General features: G+C 35.8%; 22 protein-coding genes. All 22 read right to left on the minus strand.

The window, feature by feature from the left end; genetic code table 11:
* Positions 1–5: 5 nt before the first annotated feature.
* Entirely contained in the window at positions 6–1,055 is a 1,050-nt protein-coding gene (locus W7W_RS0111845; protein WP_010663965.1) for a glycosyltransferase family 2 protein, read from the minus strand.
* Positions 1,052–2,332 carry a phenylacetate--CoA ligase family protein gene (locus W7W_RS0111850; protein WP_010663966.1) on the minus strand — a complete coding sequence of 427 codons (1,281 nt, stop codon included), beginning with the start codon at positions 2,330–2,332 and terminating at the stop codon, positions 1,052–1,054. The genes W7W_RS0111845 and W7W_RS0111850 overlap by 4 nt, the downstream gene beginning before the upstream one ends.
* Before the next feature lie 2 nt (positions 2,333–2,334).
* Positions 2,335–3,168: a polysaccharide deacetylase family protein gene (locus tag W7W_RS0111855; protein WP_010663967.1), complete on the minus strand. Its 834-nt coding sequence runs from the start codon at positions 3,166–3,168 to the stop codon at positions 2,335–2,337.
* On the minus strand, positions 3,155–4,156 hold the full coding sequence (locus W7W_RS0111860) for a GNAT family N-acetyltransferase (protein WP_010663968.1): 1,002 nt from the start codon (positions 4,154–4,156) through the stop codon (positions 3,155–3,157). The genes W7W_RS0111855 and W7W_RS0111860 overlap by 14 nt, the downstream gene beginning before the upstream one ends.
* Before the next feature lie 39 nt (positions 4,157–4,195).
* The gene (locus W7W_RS0111865; protein WP_025006947.1) at positions 4,196–5,218 is read right to left on the minus strand and encodes a glycosyltransferase family 4 protein; all 1,023 of its coding nucleotides are present in this window, start codon (positions 5,216–5,218) and stop codon (positions 4,196–4,198) included.
* A 191-nt stretch (positions 5,219–5,409) separates the two neighbouring features.
* On the minus strand, positions 5,410–6,795 hold the full coding sequence (locus W7W_RS0111870; RefSeq protein WP_010663970.1) for an O-antigen ligase family protein: 1,386 nt from the start codon (positions 6,793–6,795) through the stop codon (positions 5,410–5,412).
* Positions 6,796–6,863: 68 nt separating this feature from the next.
* Positions 6,864–8,033, minus strand: coding sequence for a glycosyltransferase (locus tag W7W_RS22130; RefSeq protein WP_010663971.1), 1,170 nt, complete (start codon positions 8,031–8,033; stop codon positions 6,864–6,866).
* Between the two features lie 87 nt (positions 8,034–8,120).
* Positions 8,121–9,257 (minus strand): glycosyltransferase family 4 protein, encoded by a 1,137-nt coding sequence (locus W7W_RS0111880; protein ID WP_010663972.1) that lies wholly within the window; start codon positions 9,255–9,257, stop codon positions 8,121–8,123.
* Positions 9,254–10,603: a glycosyltransferase family 2 protein gene (locus tag W7W_RS0111885; RefSeq protein WP_010663973.1), complete on the minus strand. Its 1,350-nt coding sequence runs from the start codon at positions 10,601–10,603 to the stop codon at positions 9,254–9,256. Before W7W_RS0111885 ends, W7W_RS0111880 begins: the two co-directional genes overlap by 4 nt.
* Positions 10,596–11,675, minus strand: a complete 1,080-nt coding sequence (locus W7W_RS0111890) for a glycosyltransferase family 4 protein (protein WP_157202477.1) — start codon at positions 11,673–11,675, stop codon at positions 10,596–10,598. Before W7W_RS0111890 ends, W7W_RS0111885 begins: the two co-directional genes overlap by 8 nt.
* Positions 11,676–11,954: 279 nt before the next feature.
* Positions 11,955–12,350 (minus strand): exostosin domain-containing protein, encoded by a 396-nt coding sequence (locus W7W_RS0111895; RefSeq protein WP_157202478.1) that lies wholly within the window; start codon positions 12,348–12,350, stop codon positions 11,955–11,957.
* A 106-nt stretch (positions 12,351–12,456) separates the two neighbouring features.
* Positions 12,457–13,026 carry a hypothetical protein gene (locus tag W7W_RS0111900; protein WP_025006944.1) on the minus strand — a complete coding sequence of 190 codons (570 nt, stop codon included), beginning with the start codon at positions 13,024–13,026 and terminating at the stop codon, positions 12,457–12,459.
* A gap of 5 nt (positions 13,027–13,031) precedes the next feature.
* Entirely contained in the window at positions 13,032–14,219 is a 1,188-nt protein-coding gene (locus tag W7W_RS22920; RefSeq protein WP_010663975.1) for a glycosyltransferase family 4 protein, read from the minus strand.
* Between the two features lie 147 nt (positions 14,220–14,366).
* Positions 14,367–15,749 (minus strand): asparagine synthetase B family protein, encoded by a 1,383-nt coding sequence (locus W7W_RS0111910; protein WP_010663976.1) that lies wholly within the window; start codon positions 15,747–15,749, stop codon positions 14,367–14,369.
* Between the two features lie 168 nt (positions 15,750–15,917).
* Positions 15,918–16,475 carry a GNAT family N-acetyltransferase gene (locus W7W_RS0111915; protein WP_010663977.1) on the minus strand — a complete coding sequence of 186 codons (558 nt, stop codon included), beginning with the start codon at positions 16,473–16,475 and terminating at the stop codon, positions 15,918–15,920.
* Between the two features lie 21 nt (positions 16,476–16,496).
* Positions 16,497–17,561 (minus strand): GNAT family N-acetyltransferase, encoded by a 1,065-nt coding sequence (locus W7W_RS0111920; RefSeq protein WP_010663978.1) that lies wholly within the window; start codon positions 17,559–17,561, stop codon positions 16,497–16,499.
* A 27-nt stretch (positions 17,562–17,588) separates the two neighbouring features.
* A complete protein-coding gene (locus W7W_RS0111925) occupies positions 17,589–18,755 on the minus strand; it encodes a hypothetical protein (RefSeq protein ID WP_010663979.1) in 1,167 nt (388 codons plus the stop codon).
* A complete protein-coding gene (locus tag W7W_RS0111930; RefSeq protein ID WP_010663980.1) occupies positions 18,755–19,678 on the minus strand; it encodes a sulfotransferase family protein in 924 nt (307 codons plus the stop codon). Before W7W_RS0111930 ends, W7W_RS0111925 begins: the two co-directional genes overlap by 1 nt.
* A gap of 136 nt (positions 19,679–19,814) precedes the next feature.
* Positions 19,815–20,936, minus strand: coding sequence for a glycosyltransferase family 4 protein (locus W7W_RS0111940; protein WP_010663981.1), 1,122 nt, complete (start codon positions 20,934–20,936; stop codon positions 19,815–19,817).
* Between the two features lie 79 nt (positions 20,937–21,015).
* Positions 21,016–22,455: a lipopolysaccharide biosynthesis protein gene (locus tag W7W_RS0111945; RefSeq protein WP_148660879.1), complete on the minus strand. Its 1,440-nt coding sequence runs from the start codon at positions 22,453–22,455 to the stop codon at positions 21,016–21,018.
* A gap of 32 nt (positions 22,456–22,487) precedes the next feature.
* Positions 22,488–24,281, minus strand: coding sequence for a T9SS type A sorting domain-containing protein (locus W7W_RS0111950; protein WP_157202479.1), 1,794 nt, complete (start codon positions 24,279–24,281; stop codon positions 22,488–22,490).
* 526 nt (positions 24,282–24,807) lie between these two features.
* Positions 24,808–25,607, minus strand: an 800-nt coding sequence (locus tag W7W_RS0111955; RefSeq protein WP_010663984.1) for a T9SS type A sorting domain-containing protein, incomplete at its 5' end; no start/stop codon positions are given.

Raw genomic sequence — 25,607 nt, forward strand, 5'->3', positions numbered from 1 at the left:
ATAAGTTATCGCGAAGTTTGCATTATTTTAAAAAAGACATTCTTCTTTACAAGAACAGCCAGAATTCCTTTTAAGTATCCCAGTCCGTAGGAAATATGCATCAGAAATAATGCCCCTATCACATAAAAAAAAGTCCCGAAATTATTCCTGAAAGCACTTTGCAACGCCACCCAACTCAAAATAATGACATAGAGACCTGCGAAAAAAAGAAATAAACCCGAAAACAGAGTGAAAAAAAACGATAGTAATCCGCCCCAAAAGAGAAATAATACAAAGACAGGAGGAATTAATTGCCTCCAGGTTGGCAACAATCCTAATTTCTTTACAACTAAAGGCTTAAACAAACCATACTGATAAAACATCCGAAATAAATTATGCCAGGAATCCCGGGCAAAATACTTTATTTTTAAATCGGGCAAAAGAACTATTTTCATTCCTGATCGCCGCATCCTGCCATTAAATTCATCATCCTGGTTCCGAACAAGCTCCTCATCAAAAAGCCCGATCTTGTCAAAAACAGACTTAAAAAAGCAACCAAATGGAACTGTATCCACCTCCATAGGCGCTGATGCTCCAATTCGAAAAAATGAATTTCCAACTCCGGCAGGATGCCCCATGGCAAAAGCAATGGCCTTTGATTTAGACTTCGGATTGGGAGGGATTGTCTCCACCACTCCGCCTACATTATCAGCATCGTAACGTTTCAACCCGTCGACCAGACGGGGCAGGTAATCTTCCGGATACTCTGCATGAGCATCCATCCGAACAATTACCTCTCCACTGGCGTATCCAATAGCTAAATTTAAGCCGGAGGGAACAATTCTTTCACGATTTGAAATGGTTATTATTTTTAAATCCAGATGGCGGACATTGTATGTATTAATTATATCCAGAGTTTGATCATCGCTTTCTCCGTCAACAATAATTACTTCAATTTTCTCGCGGGGATAATTTTGAGCAAAAATATTATTTAAAACCATTTCAATATAACCGGCCTCATTTCGTACCGGCATAATTATGGACAGTAAAGGATATGAGTTTTCCAGTTTTGTCATATCTTTTCGAAGTTTTTAAACTTTCCTGCTCCTGTGCGATCTATTTCCGGAACCCTGACAACAACAACCGTCAATCCTGCTTCAAGATACTTTTCAACAGCTTTGTTTAGAGCACTCCTTAATTGAGGAGTAATTTCATTCCGGGAAACAATCTGAATTTCAAAATTCTTATTTCCTCTACCCACAACTTTATACTCCTGAATACCTTCCAATTTATTTATTACCCCCTGAACAACGTAATAAAAGGTTAGCCCAGGCACTTTTTTCCCGGAAGGTAATACAACAAGATCACTTAAACGCCCTCTTAATTCTTTAATATAAGTTCTGCCGCCTTCGTGCACTATTGATGCATTATCTCCAACTTCGTATCTGATTATGGGAGTTCCCTTATTGTGTAGGAGTGTGCATAATAAACGACCTGACTCCCCATCGGGTAAAAGATGTCCTTGCTCATCTACAACCTCAAGATACACCAGTTCATCGGAAACCAGCCATTTTTCTCCTCCTCCAAATCCAATAACACAAACTTCGGAAGCACCGTATTCATTGTACACCGGAATCCCAAACCCAGCTTCAAGTATCGCCTTATCCGCTTTAGTACAGACCTCTGCTGTAACAATGCAACTTTTTAACCCGGGACACTTCTCTTTTAAAACAATATTGTTTTGGATTAAATATCTTGCAAAAAATAAAAGGGTATTGGTATAACCATAAAGATAACTAAATGAATGCTTTTTGAACACTTTCACCCACTCATTTAAAGATTGGTCATTCAAATTAAAAACATTAAACCTTTTACGATGAGAAATAAAATCTTTCAGCTTTTCTTTCCAGAATTTCACTCCGGACAGAGGAATTCCATAAAATCTGGCCTGCGAATCATTTAAACTAATCCCTGCTTTGGAATAATGATTCGCTACATTCAACCAGATAAGAGTATGAGTTAAGCGATCTCTTACAAATACAAATGGTTGCCCTGATGAACCGGATGTTTGAGAAGTATAATATTTCTCTTTTCCAACATCTGAAATCTTCTTAAGATGGTTACCCTGGAGATCCTGCTTTGTCAAAATCGGCAAATTTTTCCAACAACCATCCCACCCGTTGCTAATGCCTCTGTAAAAACCATTATTTCGAATATGATAGTCAACCAGGTCATGTTTCTTTTTTTCCTGCCAGATCAGAAGATCATCCTGATTCATCATTGACCTGTATTCTTCGTAAGCTTCTTCAACAGGAAAACCTAACAATTTAAGTGTCTGAAAGAAATCCGCCATAATTAATCTCTTGCTAACAAATCTGAAGGTCTTACAAATTCAATTTTCTGATCTGATTTGCAAAGATGCTCTAGCATATAGAAAAAATTTGCTCTGTTCTCCTTTTTGTTTTTAAAGCTAAACATCAATGGATGTGCACTTAAAGTATAGGTAGGAAAATTTGTTCTAAGGATGTAATCGGTTACTTGCTTCCCAAAACCGGGATAGTGATTTTCCAATAGCAAAATATCTTTATAGTAAAAGATTCTTCCGGTCATCTTAGTGCTCCGAAATCCAAGTTTGTGAAGAACATTGGAGTAGGATACTCTCACCCATTTATAGTTTTTGTCCTTCAACAACCTGATTAAGGCTTCATTGTCACCCGTTGCAGCAAAAGGGAATATTCGTCGGTCTCCCAAACTAAAAGCCCCCCTCCGCATCCATGTCATTGGCCGGTTGTGAGGAGGAACAAAACCAACCACATTCTGCTTCCCTTCAATGGCCCTTTCCAGAGTATTCTTACTCCTTTCCAAACTTTTTTCCACTTGCTTCACTTCAAATAATGGAATCCACTCATGTCTCCATGAATGAGAAGCTATTTCGTGTCCACGACTATAGATTTCTTTAATTAATTCCGGGAAAGTATAAGGATATAAACCTTCTTCTGCAGAAAAACCAGTAACAGCAAAACAACATTTTACATCATACTGATCCAGAACGTCAAGAATAACCCTCAGATTTGCAATTTCACTTTCCAAAGTTTTAAAATGAAAATTATAAGGCAAACTGGAATTTATTAACCCAATCGGTCCATCAAAATCCCAGATAAGCACAATTTTCTTCTTAAATATTTTCATCCGAATCCCTTAATGTATAATAAAAATATCTTTGACTTATTTTCTGGGCAAGCTCTAAATTTTCAGTATAATAGATTATTATTGTATCCGTCTTATATTTAATAGCAACAGGCTTTAGCTCATGGAACCGCATTTCTTTCTCGTTATTTAAAAAATTAATTCTATTCAAAGGCATGCCTTTTCCCTTTTCTAAGATAAAGGAAATTATTTTAGTTATATGCCTTTTATCTGACAATTGAAGATCCGTAATAAAAAAAGTGCCGCCCATATAATATCCGGAAAAATAAGTTTCATGCCCTTTCAACTGGAACACTTTTATTCCGGGATAATAATCTTTAAAGCTGAAATAACGCCATTGATAAAAAGCCTGATCTATGTAAACAGACAGCCTATTGCTTTTAAATCTGTCTTTAAAAATGTCATTTAACCGTTCGGGTGATATTTCCAGCATTTGGAAAAGAGATGAGACTTCCTTAACAGAGAAAAAATTCAGAAAAGGATTTTTCACTTTATTCAAAGCGTTTATATTTATGCCTTTCATTTTTAAAGGAGTTCCTATATGATAAGGAATAAAATATCTATGAGCACTAAGTGTTTTTTTATAGCCATTTCTCAACATGGAAATTTCTGCCGCAGGACTTGGGTCACTCCCCAGTGTTAGTATCTTTTGAACATGGGCATTTTCATATAGTTTAGCCGCAATTCCTTTTCCCCTGCAATTCTTATGAACCATCAAATCACAGGCCCACTGAGCCTCTATTATTTCATTATCCACAAGCAATTTGCAGGGAATCAACCCAAGTTGACCCACCACTTCTCCATTTAATATTGCTAGCTTAAATGATGGCATTTCGGTTCCTTTCCGGCCCCTGAACTTCCAGTAAATATAATCGGGATTTCGCCTTTTCCTTCTTGTACCAAACATTACCGAAGCAAATTCGTAGTGTACTTTCTCGTATTCCGGAGAATAATTTACAATTTCAACCATAAAGCATTTAATTACTGTAAAACAATTAAATCGCTAAGTTCAATTGCTGTTTTCAAACAATTGTTTCCATTGGTGCCTTACCACTGCCCAATCAAAAGTTTCCGCCTTACGACGAGCATTAGATGCCAACACTTGTCCGGTTTCAGAATTATCAATAATTTTTAAAATTGCACTCGCCATCTGTTTAACATTGCCTCTTGAAACCAATATCCCTTCCTTTTCATTCTCCACCAAATACGAAATACCGCCCACATCGGTAGTAACCACAGGCAACCCAAGAGCCATTGCCTCAATCACACTAACAGGTGTATTGTCAACATGGGTTGTATTTATAAAGAAATCATATTTCTCAGCCAGGGAGTGCCAGTCGGCTTTTGACATCCATCCTGTAAAAGTCACATTTTTTTGAACCCCCATTTCGCCGGCCTGTTCCAAACATTTCTTTTTTGAACCATCTTTATCGGGCCCAACCATACATAAATGAGCATTCGGATACTTGGTTAACAACTCTTTCAGCACCTTTATTGCCATTGTAGGATTGTATATCTTATCAAAACTACGAACCCATAACAAATACGGAGAAAACGTTTTTCTTTCACGGAACTTATAATTTTCCAAAAAAATGTTGTTAGGGATAAACATTACATCATATCCGGCTTCGGAAAAAACATTAAAGAAATAGTTGGATGGAGCTATATTAATACTGCTTTTCCCAAAAATACTTTTACACAATACCGGATTTTTCTTTAGCCTGAAAGGAAGATTTCCCCCATGAAGAATTGGGAAATATTGCATTTTGAAGATTCTGCATACCCAGGCGGACAATAATGCAAAATAAAAGGCCTGCTTACTGTAAACATCTATAAGAACAAAGTTGACTTTATTGCTTAGTCTGATGATGGAAAAAAGCATATCAAATAATCGGAGTAATTTATTTTTGTATTCTGATGCAAAATAAACTTCATACCCCATATTTATTAATTGCTCACCAAGCGTTTCAATATTCGTAACTGAAAAACCATGTTTTGATAACTTATTACCAATATATAATATCTTCCTCATTCAACAATCTATTAAAACTTTAAACATGAGATATAATACAAACACGACAAAACTGACATACAGAAATTTAATTCCTAATCCCATGACTTAGAATTTAAGCAAGCAAAAAATTAGAAGAAGAGTTCTGATTTCTCAAAAAAACAGTTCACTTATCATTAACATTATTTCTCTGCATCTGCCGGTATCGATTTTTATTTAAACTGACGACTCTTTAAACTATTACCTGGCAACCCTGAATACATAAACGAAAACCCATATAGGACACCTGGCAAAGCCAATCGCATGGCAGCATGAAACATTGTAAGTAGGCTTAAAAACAAAAAAGCAACAAAAAAAGCACGGGATAAAGGAGAAGGAGTTTTAAGGAAATATAAAACCGGCAACCACACAAATGAAATTATCATAAAAATTAATCCTAACATTCCATTCTCCGAAAGCAGTCTTGAATATTCGGTATGAGCAGCTGCCTCGTGTCCAAAGTAAATTGCGTGCCATTTAGCTGCCATTCCATAGCCCACACCAAGAATAGGAAATTTTTTGAATGCAGCAATGTCACCTTCCATAATCTCGTCTCTTCCGGTAAGGTAACTGCTGTCTTCGGCGGGAATCCCTGTCCTCAATTCGCTGTTGGTAACACCTGTATATCTATAAAATAAATAATTATTGGTTATTTTATTGGTGTACCAAATTGTTCCAATAAAAAAGAACAGCCCAAATATCACGTATGGCATCATCTTTATTGTTTTCCTTCTAAATGAGCTTTGCTTAACCCACAATACAATAAAAGCCATAAAGAAAGCAATTACAAACGCCATCATTCCTCCTCTTGACAGAGTGACCAGCCCCCTAATCAGCAAAATTGCTATCATGCCCCAATCAAGCCATACCAAAGGGGTAATATTCTTTCCAATAATCCGGAACAACAGTACCATCAGCAAAAACCATCCGATCACTGTTGACACCTGGTTTGCACCAAATCCACCTGCCGCATCAGGACTAGATCCAACATATATAAACTGAAGGCCTGACAAGCCGGATTTAAGAGAAATGACTACCACTAAAGCAAAAGCCGGAAGAAAAGCAAAACGCAATCCATTAAGATATACGTTTTCGACAACTTTGCGTTTATAGAAATACATACCGGACAAAACAAGTGTGACGGGGCCCAACAAGTTAAACATTATCATTTGGCGAAGATCCTCGGGATTAGGATCAGAAGTCAAAAACAATGCAGGAATTAATAAAAAAAACAATAAAAGAAAAATCCACGGGAAAGACCTTTTTTGATTAATTATCAATCCAACCAGCAAAATACCAATACTAAAATATTTCCCTGCTTCCCATGCAATATTTGCTCCTGAAATCCGGTAAACAATCTCAAACCCGATAATATACAAAGCATAAAATCCAGCCCGAGCTCCCCTATCCCGATGGATTATAATATCATAAATAAAAAGAATTGTAACTGCCAGATAAAAGTACCCTGGAACTCCAGGGGCATATTTCCCGGTAATCCCTATAATGACATGGATAATAATCAATAAAAGATGCGTGCTTTTTCTGTAAAGATCTGGCATATATTAACAGTTTGTTTAGCTTTTAGACGTAATACATTTTACATAACACTGATATCAAACCTTTATTTTCAAAGCAAATTGTATTTATTATTACTGTTTGGATTTAAGCCGAGAGGATTTATTATTTCCTGCTTAAGCCGCTCATTATAATAATCAAATGAGAACTTGGGAGACAAACGATTGGCTTCAAAAGCTATTTCCCTCAATTGGGGTTCGGAGACAATTTTCAATATTCTATTTGCCAACTCATCAGCAATTTTTTCATCATAATCAACGATATATCCGTTTTTTCCATCAAAAATATATTGCCCCAGACTTGAAACATTAGAAACTAATGGGATGCACCCATAATTGGCAGCTTCTGCCACCACTTTAGGAAATCCTTCAGAGGCTGAAGGCAATAAAAAAACATGGCTTTTTTCGAGAATTTCCCCTACTTTATCCCGGCTCATAAAACCATGGAAAAAAACCGATATTTCAATCCCTTTACTTTGCTCAACAAAGACTTCTTTTTCAGGCCCGTCACCTACAAAATGAATTCCGGCAATCCGATTGTGAAAACCTATTTTTTTTAATGCGCTCAAAATATGACCGACCCCTTTTGCACTTTCCAGTCGCCCCACAAAACAAAAAGTCAAAGAACCACTGTAATCCTTTTTTTCAAAAACAGTCCTGCCCTCTTTTATCTCTTCTTCAGTAAGACAAGGATTCTCAAAAGTAACACAATGTTTTTTTTGATTTGGCCACTTACCATTTATGGTAACTTGTTGCCCGCTAAAATTACGGAGCATTGCTCTTTGGATACGATAACCGGCAGGGGGGTTTTCCTGCATCCAGTTCCCTGCATACTTAAACCAACCCGGCTTTCCGGAAAACCATTTCAACCATGGAATCATATACAATCCGATACCGGTTGGAGCTCTAAATTGGTAAACATCTCCTTCCTTCAAAACGCTCCGTACAATTCTTAAATTTGCAGGCGCTGTTTTCAAAACACTCACTTTTGCCCAAAGACTCTCTCCTCCCGAAGGAGAGATAGGCACAAAGCGAATAGAATCTTTCATCTTATAGGGTATTGCACTTTGCGGCGCTTTGTCTTTATGAAGAGGGGCACAATGATAAATAAGCTCAAAAATTTGAGTCAGATGATCTATTTCTCTTATTGTAGGGCCCCAACCGACCAATTCCCCATCTGAGGAGATATAATGTTCGGTATGAGAAATAATAACAAGTTTCATTTATCAGAATTTTGTTTTGCTGCAGTCCGGGATTACATCGGAAAAGAATAAAATTCTTTTCCTCATTTCCTCTTCTCCATTTTGAATTTAGGTATCCAACCCTTCAAATACAGCAAGATACTTCTCAACTATTACAGCCCAATCGTGTTTTTTTGCCCACTCAAATGCATGCTGCGAAAAGACCTCTCTATCATTGATTATTTCCTGCACTCTTTCGGCTATTTCAACCGAATCATTACCATCTACTAAAAAGCCGTTAAATCCTGACTCTATTGCATCATCAATACCGCATCCTGAAGCTCCCACTGCAGGAACCTTAAAAAAGTTAGCTTCCAGAATAACAATCCCAAAACCTTCCACATCCCCATCATTTTGGTTTTCACTTAAAATCAAAAAGCAATCGGCCAGAGCATAGGCCCCGGCTAAATCTTCCCGTTTGGGAAGCCGTCCATGAAAAGTAACATATTGATCGACATTCAGTGACTGTGCCAGCCTTTCGAATTCAGCCTTACAGGAAGGCAATCCAACAACATGATAATGTACTTCAGGCATGCGCTTAATTATTTCAGGCATCGCCTTTATTACACGATGCTGACCTTTTCGATAAGTTACATTCCCTACAGTAAGCAATACAGGGTCACCTTTCAATTTGAGGCTGCTGACTTCCCTTTTTTGATTTAATGCCTGAAATTCGGTTATATCGATTCCATTTTCTATAATCTTAAAAGGTTTTCTCTGCAATTTGGGTGTAAGCAGTGAATGAGTAAAATGCGATACAGGAACAATATAATCCAACCGAGAAATGCCCCAGTCTGTGATAGCCCTGTAAATCCTATTATTCATTTGTACTTCTGAACCATGCAAAACCCCTAATGACTTAATTTTCACTCCCAGGGTCTTCAAAACAGCACACAACCACAATGAGAATTTTCCTGAAAAAATGGCTCCGTCAAATTTTTTAGAAAAAACCAGCTTAAACAAAAACCATAAACGCAGAAAGTAGGTAAAAACCCAGATCCGTAGTACTCTACGGACTTTTATTTGCGGGGGTAACGATTGATCAAAATCCAGAACCTCCTGTCTGCCGGCATAATTTGAATCGGCCAGAACATTTACTTCAATCCCCCGCCGGGCCAGATATTTAGCCAGAGAATAAGCATGATTTCCAATGCCCCCCGGTCCTGGTGGAAATTCGGAAGCAACCAGTAAAACTTTCTTAATCATAAAAACTCAATTAAAGCTCCCTCTTTCAACATTTTAGATGCCCTGCGCCAGCTCATATAAACCTGAAGCCCAAAAATCGGGAAGAGAAGAACAAATACAATAACGCTTAATAAATTATACCTGACACTTCCTTTATATTTATATGGCATAATGGAAAAAGGCACTTCCATTAGCAACAAGAGGAACGCTGTAGAGGCGCCAAAATACTTACGTACAAGATATAAAACACTGGGAACTGGTTTAGGAGCAAACAATTTTTTGGGTCTTAACCCATCCCAACTCCCCATTTGGCGTAGTCCGCCAGATGACACTTTTAAATGAACACGTTTGGCCATTGGATTACTGATATTTGTAATACCCTCCAGATAACAGCGAAGGCCAAATTCACCATCTCCCATTCTTTGCTTTTCAAATTGCCGGTCGAACAGGCCCACCTTGGAAAACACTTCCCGTCGAATCAAAACATTACCTGTGTCTAACTGATCACTCCTGCTAAAAAAAGAATAATTCTCGGGAATTTTTGCGCCAACCACTGACAAAGAAACACCGGAACTAATATCAGCATCAAAAAAATCAAGACACCTCAAATGGTTTACAATCCAATCCGGATCAACTCTGCTGTCGTCATCAAAAAGGAGTAGAAACTGACTATCACTCTCTTTAATACATCTGTTACGTGCTTTCCATAAAGCTTTCTCCTCCTGAACAATCACTTTTAAATCTAAAGCTTTAAACTGCTTATAGAATTCCATATCAGCAGGATCTGTCTGATCGCAAACCAAAACATCAAAATTCTTATAAGTCTGTCTGGAAAGATCATTTAAAACATCTTTCAGATAAAAATAACGATTCAATGTGGGAATGATAACTGAAACTTTAGGATTTTTGCTCAGCAATGATTGTGAATCCTTAAGAAAATTATCATACTTTATATGTGAAGTATATATATTTATTTTTCTTACATTTTTGGTTTTAGCAAAAGCTCTAATTTCTTTAAATGGATTACAGAAAGAAAAAAAACGAATTACTAAAATTACCAGGGCCCAGTATTTATTAAAATACTTTCGGACAAAACGATAATTATCATCCAGTGATACTTTATCAAACTGCTTTAACGATAATCTTTCATCATTGGAAATAACCCCCTTGCAAAGAGCCTGATAAGCAGCGTCTCTCAATGCTGCTTCCCGTGAACTATACCCCTCATCAAAATCAATGTTTTTTTTTACAGATAAATCAAGCAAGTCATAGTTAACCCACAAAGGATAACTGCGGGTGCCATTTAAATTAAAATACCAGGATGGTTTAATATATTTTATATATGGGAAAATTAAAGTTTTACGCATTAGAATAAAATTTATCGAACTTTTCAATTTGACGTTCAATGGTAAATTCATTTTTAATTCTTTGCCCGGCAGCTTCAATTACAATCTGTCTTTCTTCTTCAGACATTTTAACCGCATTAGCAATGGTGCCGGCCATAGCCGCAGGGTTTCTTTTAGGTACAACTATTCCTGTTTTTTTATCAATAACATTTTCATTTAGCCCTCCTCCATTAGTAACAATACAAAAACAACCTGAAGCCTGAGCCTCAAGTACTGCGTTGCAAAATCCTTCATGAATACTTGGTTGCATATAAATGTCTGTACTTAACATCTCCAAAGAAACTTCGTTATGAGAAATATTTCCCTTGAAAGTGATATTATTTTCCAAGTCTAATTGATAGGCTGCAAATTTGAGTCTTTCATACTCAACGCCGGAACCAACAATAGTCCAATGAAAATTAATTTTAAAATCGTTTTTTAATCTGGCCATTGCCTCCATTCCATACTCAAATCCTTTGATCCAATGCAATCGTCCGACGGATAATATTTTTACAGGAGTATGGAATCTTCCATTATTTTGTTTCTGAATAAAATCAGAAACCTTTATGGAGGGGGTTATTTTATGAACCTCCGGAGAAGAACCAGAGCCTGTAATTTTCATTTTTTTTATCAAATCATCAGAAATAACATGCACTTTATCGGTTCTTTTCCACAGCAAATCATAACACCCGGGATGCTTAAGCGGATATACCGAAATACCGAACCCTCGCAAACTAACCGCTGACTTTGCATTAATGGCTCTTGCCACATTTTCCCTTTTAATCCCCATTGTTGCAAAACCAAAATGCAACCAATCAAGATTGTATGGCAATATATGAGCGTTGATATATATACTCTGAATTATGGGAAAAACGGATAGCCCATCTTCCTTCTGCAATCGATAAAATTTCATAACACGTTTTGGGCATACGATCAGCAACCAACCAATAACAAAAAATGAGAAAACAAGTTTTAAAACATAATTTGAAGGAACAGGAAATGCTTTTTTTATTATCGTGCCTTCAATTACTTCACGGCGGCGGGTATTTCCCACAAATAAAATAAACTTATATCCTTTATTCGTTAACCCTGCTATTTTCGAACGAAAAAAAGTTTCACTGTAGCCGGGAGGGGCAGGTAGTACTAGTCCTATACGCATAAACTCAGTGCCTGATTTGATTTATTTTTTTCCGGGTTTAGGGATTGTGCCGAAATAACTTGACGTTTTAAACTTGTTCTTTTGCCCTTTAACTTCCTTGAAAATTCATTAAATAGCCCGCTATTCGCAGTATTTTCAAGTCGTAAAAGAACAAAATAACTTCATTTAAAATGGTCAACTCACTTCACTACAACCCTTTAGCAATTTGGGTAAATGATCATAAAATCCTGACAATGATAAATATTTCTTCCACAGTTCCCGGTTATCAACTTGCATACGGATAAAATCATCAGGATGAATGGACGAATGAAAGTCAGCAAGAATCTCATCTGCTTTAGATAAGTCCCTTTCATCAATCCATACGACATGAGATTTCCAATCAATTAAATGATCATAAGGCAAAATGCAATCTGTATTAATAAAAACAGGAATTCGTCCCATCGCAAGTGATTCATAAATACGTACGGAGAAATCCCCCCCTCTTATACATAACACATAATCTGAGTCCCGGATATTATTATAAAAATTCGACAGCTGTGGAAAATCGTTGTTCTTCAGTAATAGCACCACCTCTGTACTTTTATCTAATAATAAAATCAGTATTTGTAATCGGGTTTCGATCAAAAACAGATAATGCTTTATTCCTTCTCAATATGAATGGGTATAAATCCTTTGGTTATGAAAGGCTTAATCTCAAATAAAATTTCAGGTTGCGGAAAACATTGGCCCCGAAAACGCCGGCATAGCGAAGTTTCGACGAAGCACCCTGTCCGCAAAATCCAACCAGTGGTTTGTCTGCCTTCTCTCTTACCTTAAAATTTCCTGAAAAGAAGCGGGCAACCGGATCGTTAAATAAAGCGAGCATGGCAAACTGCTTTTTCAAGCGCCGAGACTGATATCCACTGGGACTTAATACAATCATATCCGGATCCAAAGCAGGAACGCCAAAATCACCGGTAGTAATAGCAACTATATCTTTACCTGCATTTTTGCTTTCATCAATAAACTGCAGGGCGTTTTGTTTACAATTATTCTGATAATAATAATTTAAGGGAAAAGGCAGTAATGAGAAATCTGCTTTATCGATTGATTCTACCAATTCATAATGATCAAAATAGCTACCATACTTTTCTTTCAATTGATCAGATTCTACCTGTCCGCTGTAATAAAAAGGAAATAAAAAATCAACGAGTTCCTTTTTAAGTTTTGAGAACACCTCAGATTTATCGCCTATATAAACTTTCACATTAATTATTTTTGAATTAACAATACTTCGTTATACATTTTTTCAAAAGCGTTGATTTGTCCGGAGAGTAAATGACTTTTTATTATCGTTTCTTTTGCTGCTTCTACAATAGCTGACAAGTCAACCTGATTATTAACAACCTGAATCACAGCATTGGCAATTGCTTCGGGATCACGAACCGGAACCAACAATCCATTTTCTCCGTCTTTTATTACTTCAGCCATTCCACCACAATTGGTCGAAACAACAGGTACCTCCTGAGCCATGGCCTCCAAAACAACATTTGCTATTCCTTCTTCCACGCTGGGCAGCAAAAAGAGGTCAGCTTTTTGATAAAATCCCGGAATTTGATCGTGCGCAACTTTTTCCACAAATTCAACTTCGTTCTTCAAATCCAAATCATTAATCTGGAATAATAACTCTTCATTTGGTTTTCCGCCCACAATAAGATACTTAAACTTAATGCCTCTGTCTTTAAGAATCCGGCAAGCATCAAGAGCATAATGATAACCCTTTATCCAATTCTGACGACCTATAGACAAAATATTCAGCACAGAATCAGAATCATATACTTTTAATTCCTTCTTCTCAGTAATTAAAGTTCTGCTTACAGCACTCGGTATTCGAAACACTTTTTCAATATCTACTCCATATTTTTCCGCTTCGCTGGCCAATGCAAAAGAAACTGAATGAAATCCATCATAAACAGGGAACGTCTTTCTGTATTTCATGGCCAAAGCCTCATCTGCAACAGGGGAACAATTCACATGTGTTCCCCTAAAACTTGCCATAACTTTAACCCCGAAATGTTGTAAAAACAGCCATTGATCACCCTCTTTTATCCATTGAATATGAAATACATCCGGCAAATAATTAACAACAATTAATCGCTGAACCAATCTATTTAAAGAATATTTGAACCCTTTTTTTCTATCAAAACTATCTCTTACCAGACCCAGCACAGCAAAAGGCCTTAAAACTAACAATTTGGAGGCATTTAGCATTAGAGAAAAAACAGTTCCTAAAAAAGATTTTGGGAAATAATGCACCCCGACATTAGAATGGTATTTGACTTGGGCTTTCTTTTTTCCGAATATTAATACAGTAAACCCAGGTTTTTCTGAGATTCCTTTTATTAAATTCTCAATGAATGAAGTTGAAGGTATTTCACCGGTATAAATGGCTATCCTCATGAAGATAGATTGTTAGATGATTGGAAATGAATCAATAACTCAGTTGGTCGCCAGTATCCAAATATCGCTCAAAGCAAAGAGCATGGAACAAAGCAGTCGGGCCAGACACCGATTCGTCATTTTTAACACTTATTCAAAGAGTGTCTGTTAATTTTTTTCAGAAAAAAGGCTCAACGTAAGCAACATACTCACGGTATGAGAGTAATAAACCTGATTTTTTTTTTGAAAATTTTGATAAAATTGCTTAGTTACATGAGGGGGAACAAGATCACTAAATGAGGCTTTTTTAAATAAATGTTTTTCAAGTTCTGCTGCATTATTTCTCCCTAGAAACTGATTTTCCCAGTTTCGCTGCACAAGCGACTGTCCTTTTATTTTTTTTTTCAAAATCCGGGAAGTTTTTCGTGCCGCCCTGTAGGGCCAATATTTGGGGTGGGAAAATGACTGGTATGAATATAAATTACATGGATCAAAATCCTGCCATTTAATAGCTGCCACATCGGGCGATCTGCGCTTTATATATTCAATTTGGATTTTCCGGCCCGCCAGATATTTCTCAGGTACAGTACAAATAAACTCGCACATCCGGTTGTCGTAATAAGGAAGTACAATTGGATGTCTGGACGAGAAAACAGCCAAATTGACGGAAGTCCACCTGGGAGCCCAATACAATGATTTAAAGGCCCTGATTCGGGCATTGGCGTTTTCTATATTAATGTTTCTCAGTAATTTCAACAGCCTGGAATCTAAATACTCAATAAAACCACCTTCCAGTTTCCAGGCATGCCATAACTCAGAGGCCAGTTCCAATCCACCTTTTTTAAGTATCTTCTTTTTCAGATACTCCAATTGTTCAGGTTCTGAAGCATCGTCCTTAATATTCATGTCATCAAATAAAACATCCCCCCAGTGTCCCAGGTAAAACAAATTACCAAGTTCTGAAATTTCATCAATAACCGCCATTTGTCGTGGATGGGTAAAATCGGAATAGCAATTATTTATTTGGGCCAGTTCATCAATCCTGTTCCATAAATATCCGCGCGGAATTTCCAACTCTTTAAAAGGAAACCCACACTCCTTGGCAATTTTCTTTCCAAAGCCCGTTTCATCAAAGCTATGAGCAAACTTATAGCTGTAGCTGGCAACATTCGGATGACCAATTGCTTTGAGAGCTAAAGCCTGTGATCGACTATCCAGCCCCCCCGACAATGGTAAAATAACATTTTTCCCATTGGTTTGCTCAGCGGTTATCGATTCCAACAGATTTGAGAATTCTTCCACTGCATCATCGAAAGATATATCTCTGGGCTTATAATACCAATTAAAATAAGGTTCCTCAACAGATATTTCATCATTCTCATTAAGAGAATATGTTGTTGCAGGAGGCACCACTTTTAAATCTTTCCAAAATGTATCTCTGTCAAGGAAAAACCCCGTAGCTACAAACAATGCAATGGCCTTATAGTCAAGCTCATGCCGTTCATTTTCTTTATAGAAAACAGGATTAACCGGAATAATCGGATTCTGCATAAAAATATTTATTGGATATTACTAAAAATAGAGTCAACTATTTTCTATTACAAAGCTTAGCCGCAACTATCCCTTTATCTCATATCGAAAATTCACGAAATCTATACCCCTTTAAAAAACATTAGAAAAGAATAGCCCTTTATTTAAAGAAAATCAAACAGTTATTTTTTAAAAAAGCTTTAGAAAACTGTTGTCATATTTTAAGCTATATATCTTACGTTTTAGTACAAAGCCGGATTTCTCTAGAGCCCTTTGATTTGAGAAATTTTTACTATCCGTATATTCCCAGGCTCTTTGAAATCCTGTTCGTTTTTTTTCACTTAGCAAATACCAATTCATATAGGTACTGATTCCCTGACTCTGAAAATCATTGGCTACTCTCAAATCATAACACCAAAAATCTTTAGGTTCAATTTTAATGGTATTTCCTATCTGTTGAAATGGATGTCTCCCTTGCCATTGAACCCATTCATAACCCACAACTCTATCATCAACCAAACTGATATAACAAATATCCCCATTATCAAAACGTTTCTGAATCTTTTCCAATTTAACAGGCCAAACATCCAATAATCGCTCTTGTTCTTCTTTTTTTAGCTTCTGAACGACCAAATCGGGTCTTTTGTAGGGTTCCCGCAAGTTTGTTAATTCATGAACATAAAAAAAGGTAACAGTTATGGAAAAATGGCGTGCTTGTAGAAGCTTTCTTAACTTGTAAGTTATCATAAAAAATAATTTTCTTATCCACTATCTGGCGGAAACTTCTTTTTTAATTTTTACCCACCTGACAAGCAAACCTCTCCATCCAAATCTCTTCCGTTGATCCATCAGATAGTCAAATGCAACCAATAGTTTATTGTATATCCCATGTGCCAAATAATATCGATAATTATTTTGAACCTCTTTAGTCCAATGAAATTTATACCTCTCAGTTCCTCTAAGCATGTCAAATTGATAAATTCCATTTTCTATAAGATGCTTAATTGTCTCGGCAAATAAAATACTACCAATAGAGATTTTAGGATTATATGAAGACTCTATTCCCGCATTAATAAATGCATAAGAATCTGGTTGCACAAGGCCGTAGTGAATACCAATACATTTATTCTCATGCCATGCTTCAGTGAATAATACATCCCCATTTCCCGACATCATCAATGATTTATGAAATTCGATACTACTTTCCGTAAGAAAAGCAGACAATATACCTTTTTCTTCAGCTCTTAGAGAATGTAAATGATACAATCGGTCAACAATAGAGCTGTCAAACATCTCATCTTTATTATTTATTATTCTTATTCTCACATCAGATCTTTCTGCCAAATTTAAATCTCGACGTAAAGTCTTTTTGAAAGATCTACTCAGCCTGTTAATGTATTCATCGTAACTTGCCGGCAAATAAATCACAGGACAAGAATATTGCTTTTGAGAGAAAATAAAAAAATCATTTGGCGAGCCTATTGTTTTAAAATGTGACAATTGCAAGGTTCTAAATTTCAGAACAAGTTTCTTTAAAAATAGGGTAATAATTTCATCCCTATTACAATCAGGATTAACAATAAAATCCAGGTTATCAAAACTCCGGAAATCCAAATTATAAAATTTACCACCTCTAATTTGGCAAGGTAAAGCAGCAAATATTCGGGATTCATTTCTTAACCATGCAATGGAAACATCTTTCCCAAAAACATTTTGTAAAGTTTCAATAACAGTTACACCATAATAAACCGGTTTGTAAAAGGCCTTTTGATAAAAATATCTATAATCCTCTTTATTTTTATCATCAAACTTTTCAACCTTTAGTTCAGTCATATTCAAAAAAATTCAATTAAAACTCAATTACATTTTTACATTTTTTAAAATGTACTCTCTGGTTCTACTGTATCCTAAAAGAGTTAATTTATTTTTCATTCCAGAGAAGAAATCAGTGTACCACCCATCATTCTTAATTGCTTCAGCAAGTTCAAAAGAAGTTAAAAATTGGACATTCAGCTTTTTTGTCAAATTATCAAGTAAAAATCTTAGTTCCTTAAGTCCAGTTTCTCTAAAAGAGCCAACATAATTAATTCTATGACTATCTATTATTACAGGAATACGACTTTCAATTAATCTATGGGCATTAGCCAAAGCTGCTTCTGCCTTCCAACCCACCACATTTCGAGCTGGTTCGAACTTCACGTTACGGCCCAATCCAACCAAACCAGGATATAAACGGCTACCAATTGGTAAGTTTCTGTATTTTTTTTTATTTTTTTTCTTAAATATCTGTAAATTCATACCCTGCAAAGTGGTAAAACCCAACTCGTTGAATTGGTGACAAATAGATGGAGGCAAGATATATTGCGGAGCAATTGTGCTTAATGGAGAAAAATCAAAAACAGCCTTAAACTCTTCAACTCCTTTTGAAATCCAGTCTTTAATTTGTTGCGGGCTGTAATTTATATTGTTTTCCCATTCCATATATTCACTATGCAATCTCCACCCACCTTCTTTTAAGTTATTCAGCCCTCCGTTCCAATGTGCTTCAAAAATCAATCGACTCTTTTCATTTTCTTGTAAATCCTGAAGCAATCTCTCGGCATTAAAATGTAACCTACCATGGTATTGTGGAACAAAAACCTCCGCTTCAACTCCGCTTAGCCACGAAGATTTAATTTGATCCGAAAAACCAGAAATCGGTTTTAAGCAAAGTTCTGTAAAACCATTCTGAATTGTTGCTTCAAAATCGGGCATAGAAGTAATGAAATTTGCAACTATTTTAGGATTTCTACCCGTAGAATCATGGTATTGCATCAATAACTCAAAAAAATCTTTCAGTTCAGATGATGTTTCTAGTTGATCAAATGCCCAAACTTTTGGTGTACCTAACTTAGATATTAGTGATTTTTCAGCTGGTGCTCTCCACATCCCCCAATCATCACTTTCAAAAACAACGATAGGCTCTTCGAAACGGACATTCGACCAATGTCTGACTCGACCTTTAAGTCTTTTAATGAGTTGAACCATTATAATTGAGATAGAGGATAAGGATTATTGGGAAATTTACTTAAGATAGCTTTCATAGTGCTTTTTTGTAGTTCTGTCATTTTTTTTTCAGATTCCTTATGCTTATTTCGGATTACACTTCTGGGATGAGTTTTACTACTAGGTCTACTGAGTCTGTAATTCAAATCAGAAGGTATTACCATACCTGCATTTTTCATTACTTCACCAACTAAAGAATAATTTGAACTTAAATCCTCATATCGGTAAAGTGGCACTCCGTCAATAGCCGGGAAAAGAGCATTTTCAATGGCCCAACGTATGACCAAACTTTCAAATTCATCATATTTTTCGCTCAGATCAATTTGAGCATTAGCCAAGACATATTTAAAGAGTTCCTCATTAGCAGCAAAATGATTCAACTCAAACAACCATGGAAATTTAACTCTCAACTGTGAGAGAAGTACACTTTCAGGATTTCTAACAATTTTTATGACAGGCACTTGAATATTTTTTAACAAATATTCGATGGCCAAATTTGAGCGAATCAATTTAATTATATAAAACTTGGTAAGAAAAGGCCAAAGATGAATTTTAAACTTTCGAAAACTATGCTGAGCAATCCAGTCATTATCAATACGATTTCTTAATAATTTTGCAAAAAAACGTTCTAAATCAGGACAATGTTCACTTCCTTTTAACCACCTATCTGCAATAAGTTTACCCTCTTTCACATGGTTCGGATGATCCGGCTCAAATAAAAGGCGATAACCTCTCTGATGGGAAATTGATTCAGAAAGCCAGCTGGTTCCACTACGAGCTGACCCCATAATGATAAGGTGTTTGTTGTACTTCATAAATTCATCAGTTAAAATGATTTCCTTAATGCTTGACAATTCAGCAACCAGACAAAAGAAAGCTTGATTTGAAAAAAATGGATCATGCATTACGATCCAACATGCATTGCATTGATGATTGGGAGAGCTATTCCAAAGAGGTTCCCATTGAAACCTAGCCAGGGCTACATTTTTGATCTCTCCTTAAAAAGTGGTTTATTTTATGTGTATTGGTTATAGGTAACAATTACCTGGTGTTTTTCATTTTTTCTATAATAAAACTATATATAATTTCATGCTCTTTAGCCACATTGGGCAAATGAAAAAAATCATACATCCTCTTCCTTAAAGCACTACCAATTTCATCTAATTCAGATTTAGTTTTATTTGAAACAACTCTTAACAACTTCAAAAATGATTCCTCTGAATGAGGATCAAAGAGTAATTCTCCATTTCCTAATACAAACCTCAATCCGGGAACATCTGAGCCAATAGAGGGAATTCCAAAAGCACAGGCTTCCATACATGCGACCCCAGATGCCTCTGATAGACTGGGTTGAACATACAGGTCAGCAATTCTGAGATATTTTTCAACATTCATCGTTTTTCCAGTCAAAGTAATATGCTTTTCATATCCCAAGCGTTTTATCAAATTTCTGATAAAAGTTCCGTACTCAGTGGAATCATCACCGACAATGAATAAATGATACTTTTCCGGGTGATCGATTTTAGCAAACGCATTTACCAATAATTCAATATTCTTTATCGGTACCAGATTCGCGATAGTAAGGAAAACGAACTTATTCTCAACCCCGAAATATTCTTTGAGTTCCGATCTACTTAATAAACTTTTCTTTCTTTCTATTTCTGTTATATTAGGACCAAGTCCGACACATTTTGTTGTTTTCATAGAAAGAGGAAAAAGATCAGTCATCTCAGGATTTAAAATAAAGGTATAAGATGCCAACTTGTCTCTAATTGTCCAATGTTTATTCCAGGTCATACTTTTTTTAGTATAAACCCAGGGAATTCCAGCAAATCTGGCAGAAAGTGGCTCAAACCAATCACTTTTCCAGTCAAAGGAGTGTATTATATCAAATTTTTCGAGGGCAAAAAACCGGGAGTTCTGAAACATCATTTTCATTTCCCTAAAATAATTATTCCTCCTTGGAGCTGTTGTTCTTATATAAAGAGGATATCCCAATTGCTCCACATATTTAAAAAAATCCCCCCTTGTATGTTCGCAACAAATAGCTGGGGCAAATAATTCATTATCCAATTCTTTTATTAAATCAATCATGTGCTTGCCACTGCCAGCAGAATCGAAATTGGGAATTGTGAATAAAATTTTAATTTTATCACCTATCATGAATCTGAGTTTTTCAAACTAAAAAATTACCTCTCAAGTATACTACTACAATGGTTGTAGTTTATAGCCAAACCCATTATTAGGAAAAATGACCCTTCCATAAAGTTTTTACCTCATTTTTGGCATACCTGAACCCCTCAATATTAAACAAATACCCCCCCCCAACAAACAACAAAACAAAAGCCACGGTCCTAAATAAAAATTCCACAACCATACTATCCAACTCGATGTACCTGAGTAAAACATAAAGAACAGTTACAATCCCTCCAAGTTTTAAAATTGAAATAAGAGCAACCATACTACTTAAATTAACGTATTTCTGTATAACAATTAATCGAAAAAAATAACTTAGATACTTAAATCCAACAAATGCATACAAATATTCAATTAACCCATATTTAATACCAAATATCATTGCAAAAAATATAGCAGAACGATCAAAAATCGTTAAATAAGTCAACATCCGTATATTTCCAATGCCTTTTAATAAAGAAGTAACCAATACCGAAAATGGGAATAAGGGTAATAAAAATAACAAGATTCTCAAATAAGGAACACTTTCTATCCATTTTTCGGAATAAAGAATAACAACCAGGTTTTCAGCAGAAAGATACATGACACCAAAAATCAGAATGGTTAAAAAATTTAATAGATGCAATAACTGAAAAAATGATTCTTCTATTTTTGAGAGACTGGACTGAAGCTGCGAAAAGATTGGAAACATTGGCTGAGAGATGGGCAAAATAAAAGTGTTTTGGGGTAATTCTTCCAGGCTTTTGGCCCTATTGAATAACCCAAGAGTGCCTGCATCAAATATTTTACCAATTACCAGATTATCCAGCCTACTAATTATAGTATTAATAATCCCTAAATTCAAAAACCCCAGTCCCTTTTTCCATATATCTTTAATGGATTTCAAATCAAAAACAGCCTTTGGATACCAGCTTGTTAAAACCCACAATACGACTGTGCGAACAAGAGAATAAACAATACCAGAAAACACCAAACTCCAAACTCCATACCCAAGATAAGCCATCCCAATCCCTACTATACCACTCAATGTAGATGACATCACGGTTGCCCGAACAAAAAAGGAATATTCAAGACTACGCCTGATGAATACAATATTAACAATACTAACAGAACTGATAACAAAGGTAAGTGTTGAAACCCGGACAATATTAACCAGTATTTCCGCATCATAAAACAAGGCAATATACGGAGCTGAAAACCACATAACGACATAAACCAAGACACCCAGTACTAAATTAATGTAAAAAACAGTGCTATACTGAGTTTCGGTGACCGTTTTCTTTTGCACCAATGCCTGCCCCATACCTAAATCATAGAACACCTCTGCAAAAACAGTAAAAACAGAAATCATAGCCAACAACCCAAAATCAGAAGGCTCAAGTAGGCGTGCTAAAAAAATAGATATGATAAAAGTTATACCTCTCTTAAGAAACTTTATTACAAGGCTCCATAACATAGCCTTCTTTCCTTGTTCTCTTAAACCCACTAAAGATTTATTATTAATTAAGATTATCCTATTTACCTGTTGACGACTATATTGCAAGAATCGGAAGAAAAACCATCTTCCAACGATATTAAATATGTATTTTGCTTAAGATTAGCAAGATTTATTAAAAACTTGTTATTTCCTGCAATGCCATTTTCTTCTTTTTGAACCATTACATGCCCCTGTAAATCATAAACCGACGCTTTTACAGTGCCATTTTCAGGCAACAGATATTCAATGACCACAAAGTCCTGGGTTGGATTAGGATATACTTTCGAAATCGCCAGTTTATCCGGAGCTTCTTTTAACAATAACCTTTTTTCACCTCCATTACTCACAAGCAGAAAACAACCAAATTCAATACCCGTATGTACTATTGAATATACTCCTCTTCCAGAAGGCTGAATAACTTTTGAAAGACGTAAAGGAATCTCAACACTCTTTCCATTGTATTTTCCTTCTAAAAGAGGCTCAAAAACATTTTCAACATCATAAATAGTATAAGAATCATCTTTTTTCAGCACCTCTCCCAGATCGACTCTTACTTTTTCCGTATTTTCCCAATTATATATTACCACATGTGCCCGACCTTCCTGGTAATCATTAGGAATAACTTTGATATGGTTTAATATATCTGAGAAAGGCTTAAAAGTACTATTTCTATCAAACCCAAGCTGACTTTGCCAACCGTTCAGATCCAGAGAAACATTATTATTTGCATAAAAGAAATGTTCTTCTTCACCAATATATAAATTCCTATCCCAATCATATACTCCTCTTAATTCTGGATCTTTTGGAAAATACAATGTTGCCAGCGATGCATTATTATCACCAATAATGGTATTATTTTGCATTTCTGTTGACTGAAAGCGATACATTACAAAAACCTTTTCCCCTCTGGCAACATAGTTGTCCTCAATGATACAGGATTCATTAACTGTATTATATCCAATTTGCATTCCTGTACCAGTGCTATTTTCAGGAAAATAAGTATAGTTTCCCCGAATGACCAAATCAGATATTGATGCATTTCCCCCCATCATAAAATTTCGGTTTATCCCAACACCATCAGCGCTGGCAGGAACACCGGCATTAAAAATAATATTATCTTCAAATGTGCTTCCAACTAATTTCTGGGATCCTTCTGTATAAAACTGAATTCCATGACCATAGGTATTAAAAATAATATTCTTTTTAATGGTCTTTTCACCTTCATTGTTTGAATGATACATCCCATGTCCTGCACCTCTTGAACTGCCCTTCCAGCCTGCATGAAAAATAATACATCCGCTTATTTCAAGATCAACTCCACTGGAGGAACTTCCCAATCCATTACTATATACATTATAAATAATACAATTTATTAATTTAACTCCTTCACCTCCGATTGCTATCCCATTTTCAGTATTTACATCATCAGGCCAGCTATCATTGGTTGCTGAAACTCTTTTTCGTTCAGTCTGCGTAATAATTAGATCACGAATAATTGTAAAATCACCCATCACCGCAAGAGTATTATTTCCTTCACCATTTCCAATCATTCTGACCACTTCATTATTATAAGGCATCACAACCAGGGGATTCCCCTTTTCGCCTGATGCCCATACGGTATGAGTTCCGTAATAATCCCCTCCATGAATCAAAATTGTATCGCCTGAACGATTTACCGAAGAGAATGCCCGACTCAGGCTCATCGGGGAATAAATGCTGCCACTTGCCTCTTTTTTACCATCTACAGCCACATGAAGAACTTTAGCTTGGGACAAATGAAGAAATAAGACCAGAAAAACAAAACCTGAAACAATCTTTTTAAAAATAAAAACCATCAGTTTATTTTTAGAAAAAACATAATGCATCAATTAACAAGCTTGTAAAATACATCATTTTACCAGAATGTCAAGAAAATCTGCTATGTTGATTATCTGTTTCAAACTAAGAAAATTTATTTTTGAATGTTAGGTGTCCGGTTAAATATTAGAGATTGTTTCACAGCTTTTGCAACGAATGTTTTTTTACCTGCTTAAGTAATGAAAGACAAAGTCTTTATCAGCAACGCAGTCTATCCTTGTTTATCGGAAAAACAATCTCTTTTCAAAAGAAATAATTTCTCCGGACAATGATATATTTGATTAGAAGGTCTTATCATATAAAAATAGTTAGACTCAGTAAAAAGGGAAAATTGAATTCTGAATCAAACAACGGTTTATTTTTTTTCAGAAGAGAGTATAATATTGTAAGACCCTATCTGCATACAAACCATTGTTGGCTAACACAATAATCATTAGTCAACAATGGTTTGAGAATAAATTAAGAAATACGATTCCTTTTTTGAACAACTATCAGTCATAAAGATTAAAAAACCTTGACTTTATTTGCCTTGGTTTGTCCGTCATGACTTACCGACAAAATGTATATACCTTCATTCAATCCAGAAACATCGATTACAATTTTGTTTTCTCCTTTAGAAACCGACTGCTCCCTGGAAATCACACTTCTACCAGACAAATCAATCAGTTTAATTGATGCCAATCCAGAATTTTCAGCTACAAAATCACAATTGAAAAAGGTATTCGAAGGGTTGGGATATACACGCATCTCTTCAGAGTGTTGATCAACAGAGGTATCAACAGTCGAGGCAGGCACCCTGCTTGCAGATTTTGTTTTAGTAACCAAGAAAACGCCAAACTCAGAAGATGTGTGATCTACCGCATAAGCACCGTCACCCGAAGGCTGAATAGTTTTAGATAGATTCATCGGAATCTCAACACTTTTACCGTTATACACACCGGAAAGAAGTGGCTCAAAAATATTTTCAACATCATATATGGTATAGGAATCATTTTGTTCCATTACATCTCCCAAATCTACAAATACTTCATTCAGATTTTCCCAATTATAAACAACTATATTTGCGCGTCCTTCCTGATAATCATTAGGAACTACTTTAATATGGTTGCTCCTGTTTGAAATCAACTCAAAACTACTGCTTCGGTCAAAACCAAGTTGATTTTGCCATTCAGCCAAGTCCAGTGAAACATTATTATTGGCATAAAAGAATTGTTCTTCTTCACCCATATACAAATTCCTGTCCCAATCATATACTCCTCTTAATTCTGGATCTTTTGGAAAATACAATGTTGCCAGCGATGCAT

This window comes from Marinilabilia salmonicolor JCM 21150 (genome assembly GCF_000259075.1).
Lineage (GTDB): Bacteria > Bacteroidota > Bacteroidia > Bacteroidales > Marinilabiliaceae > Marinilabilia > Marinilabilia salmonicolor.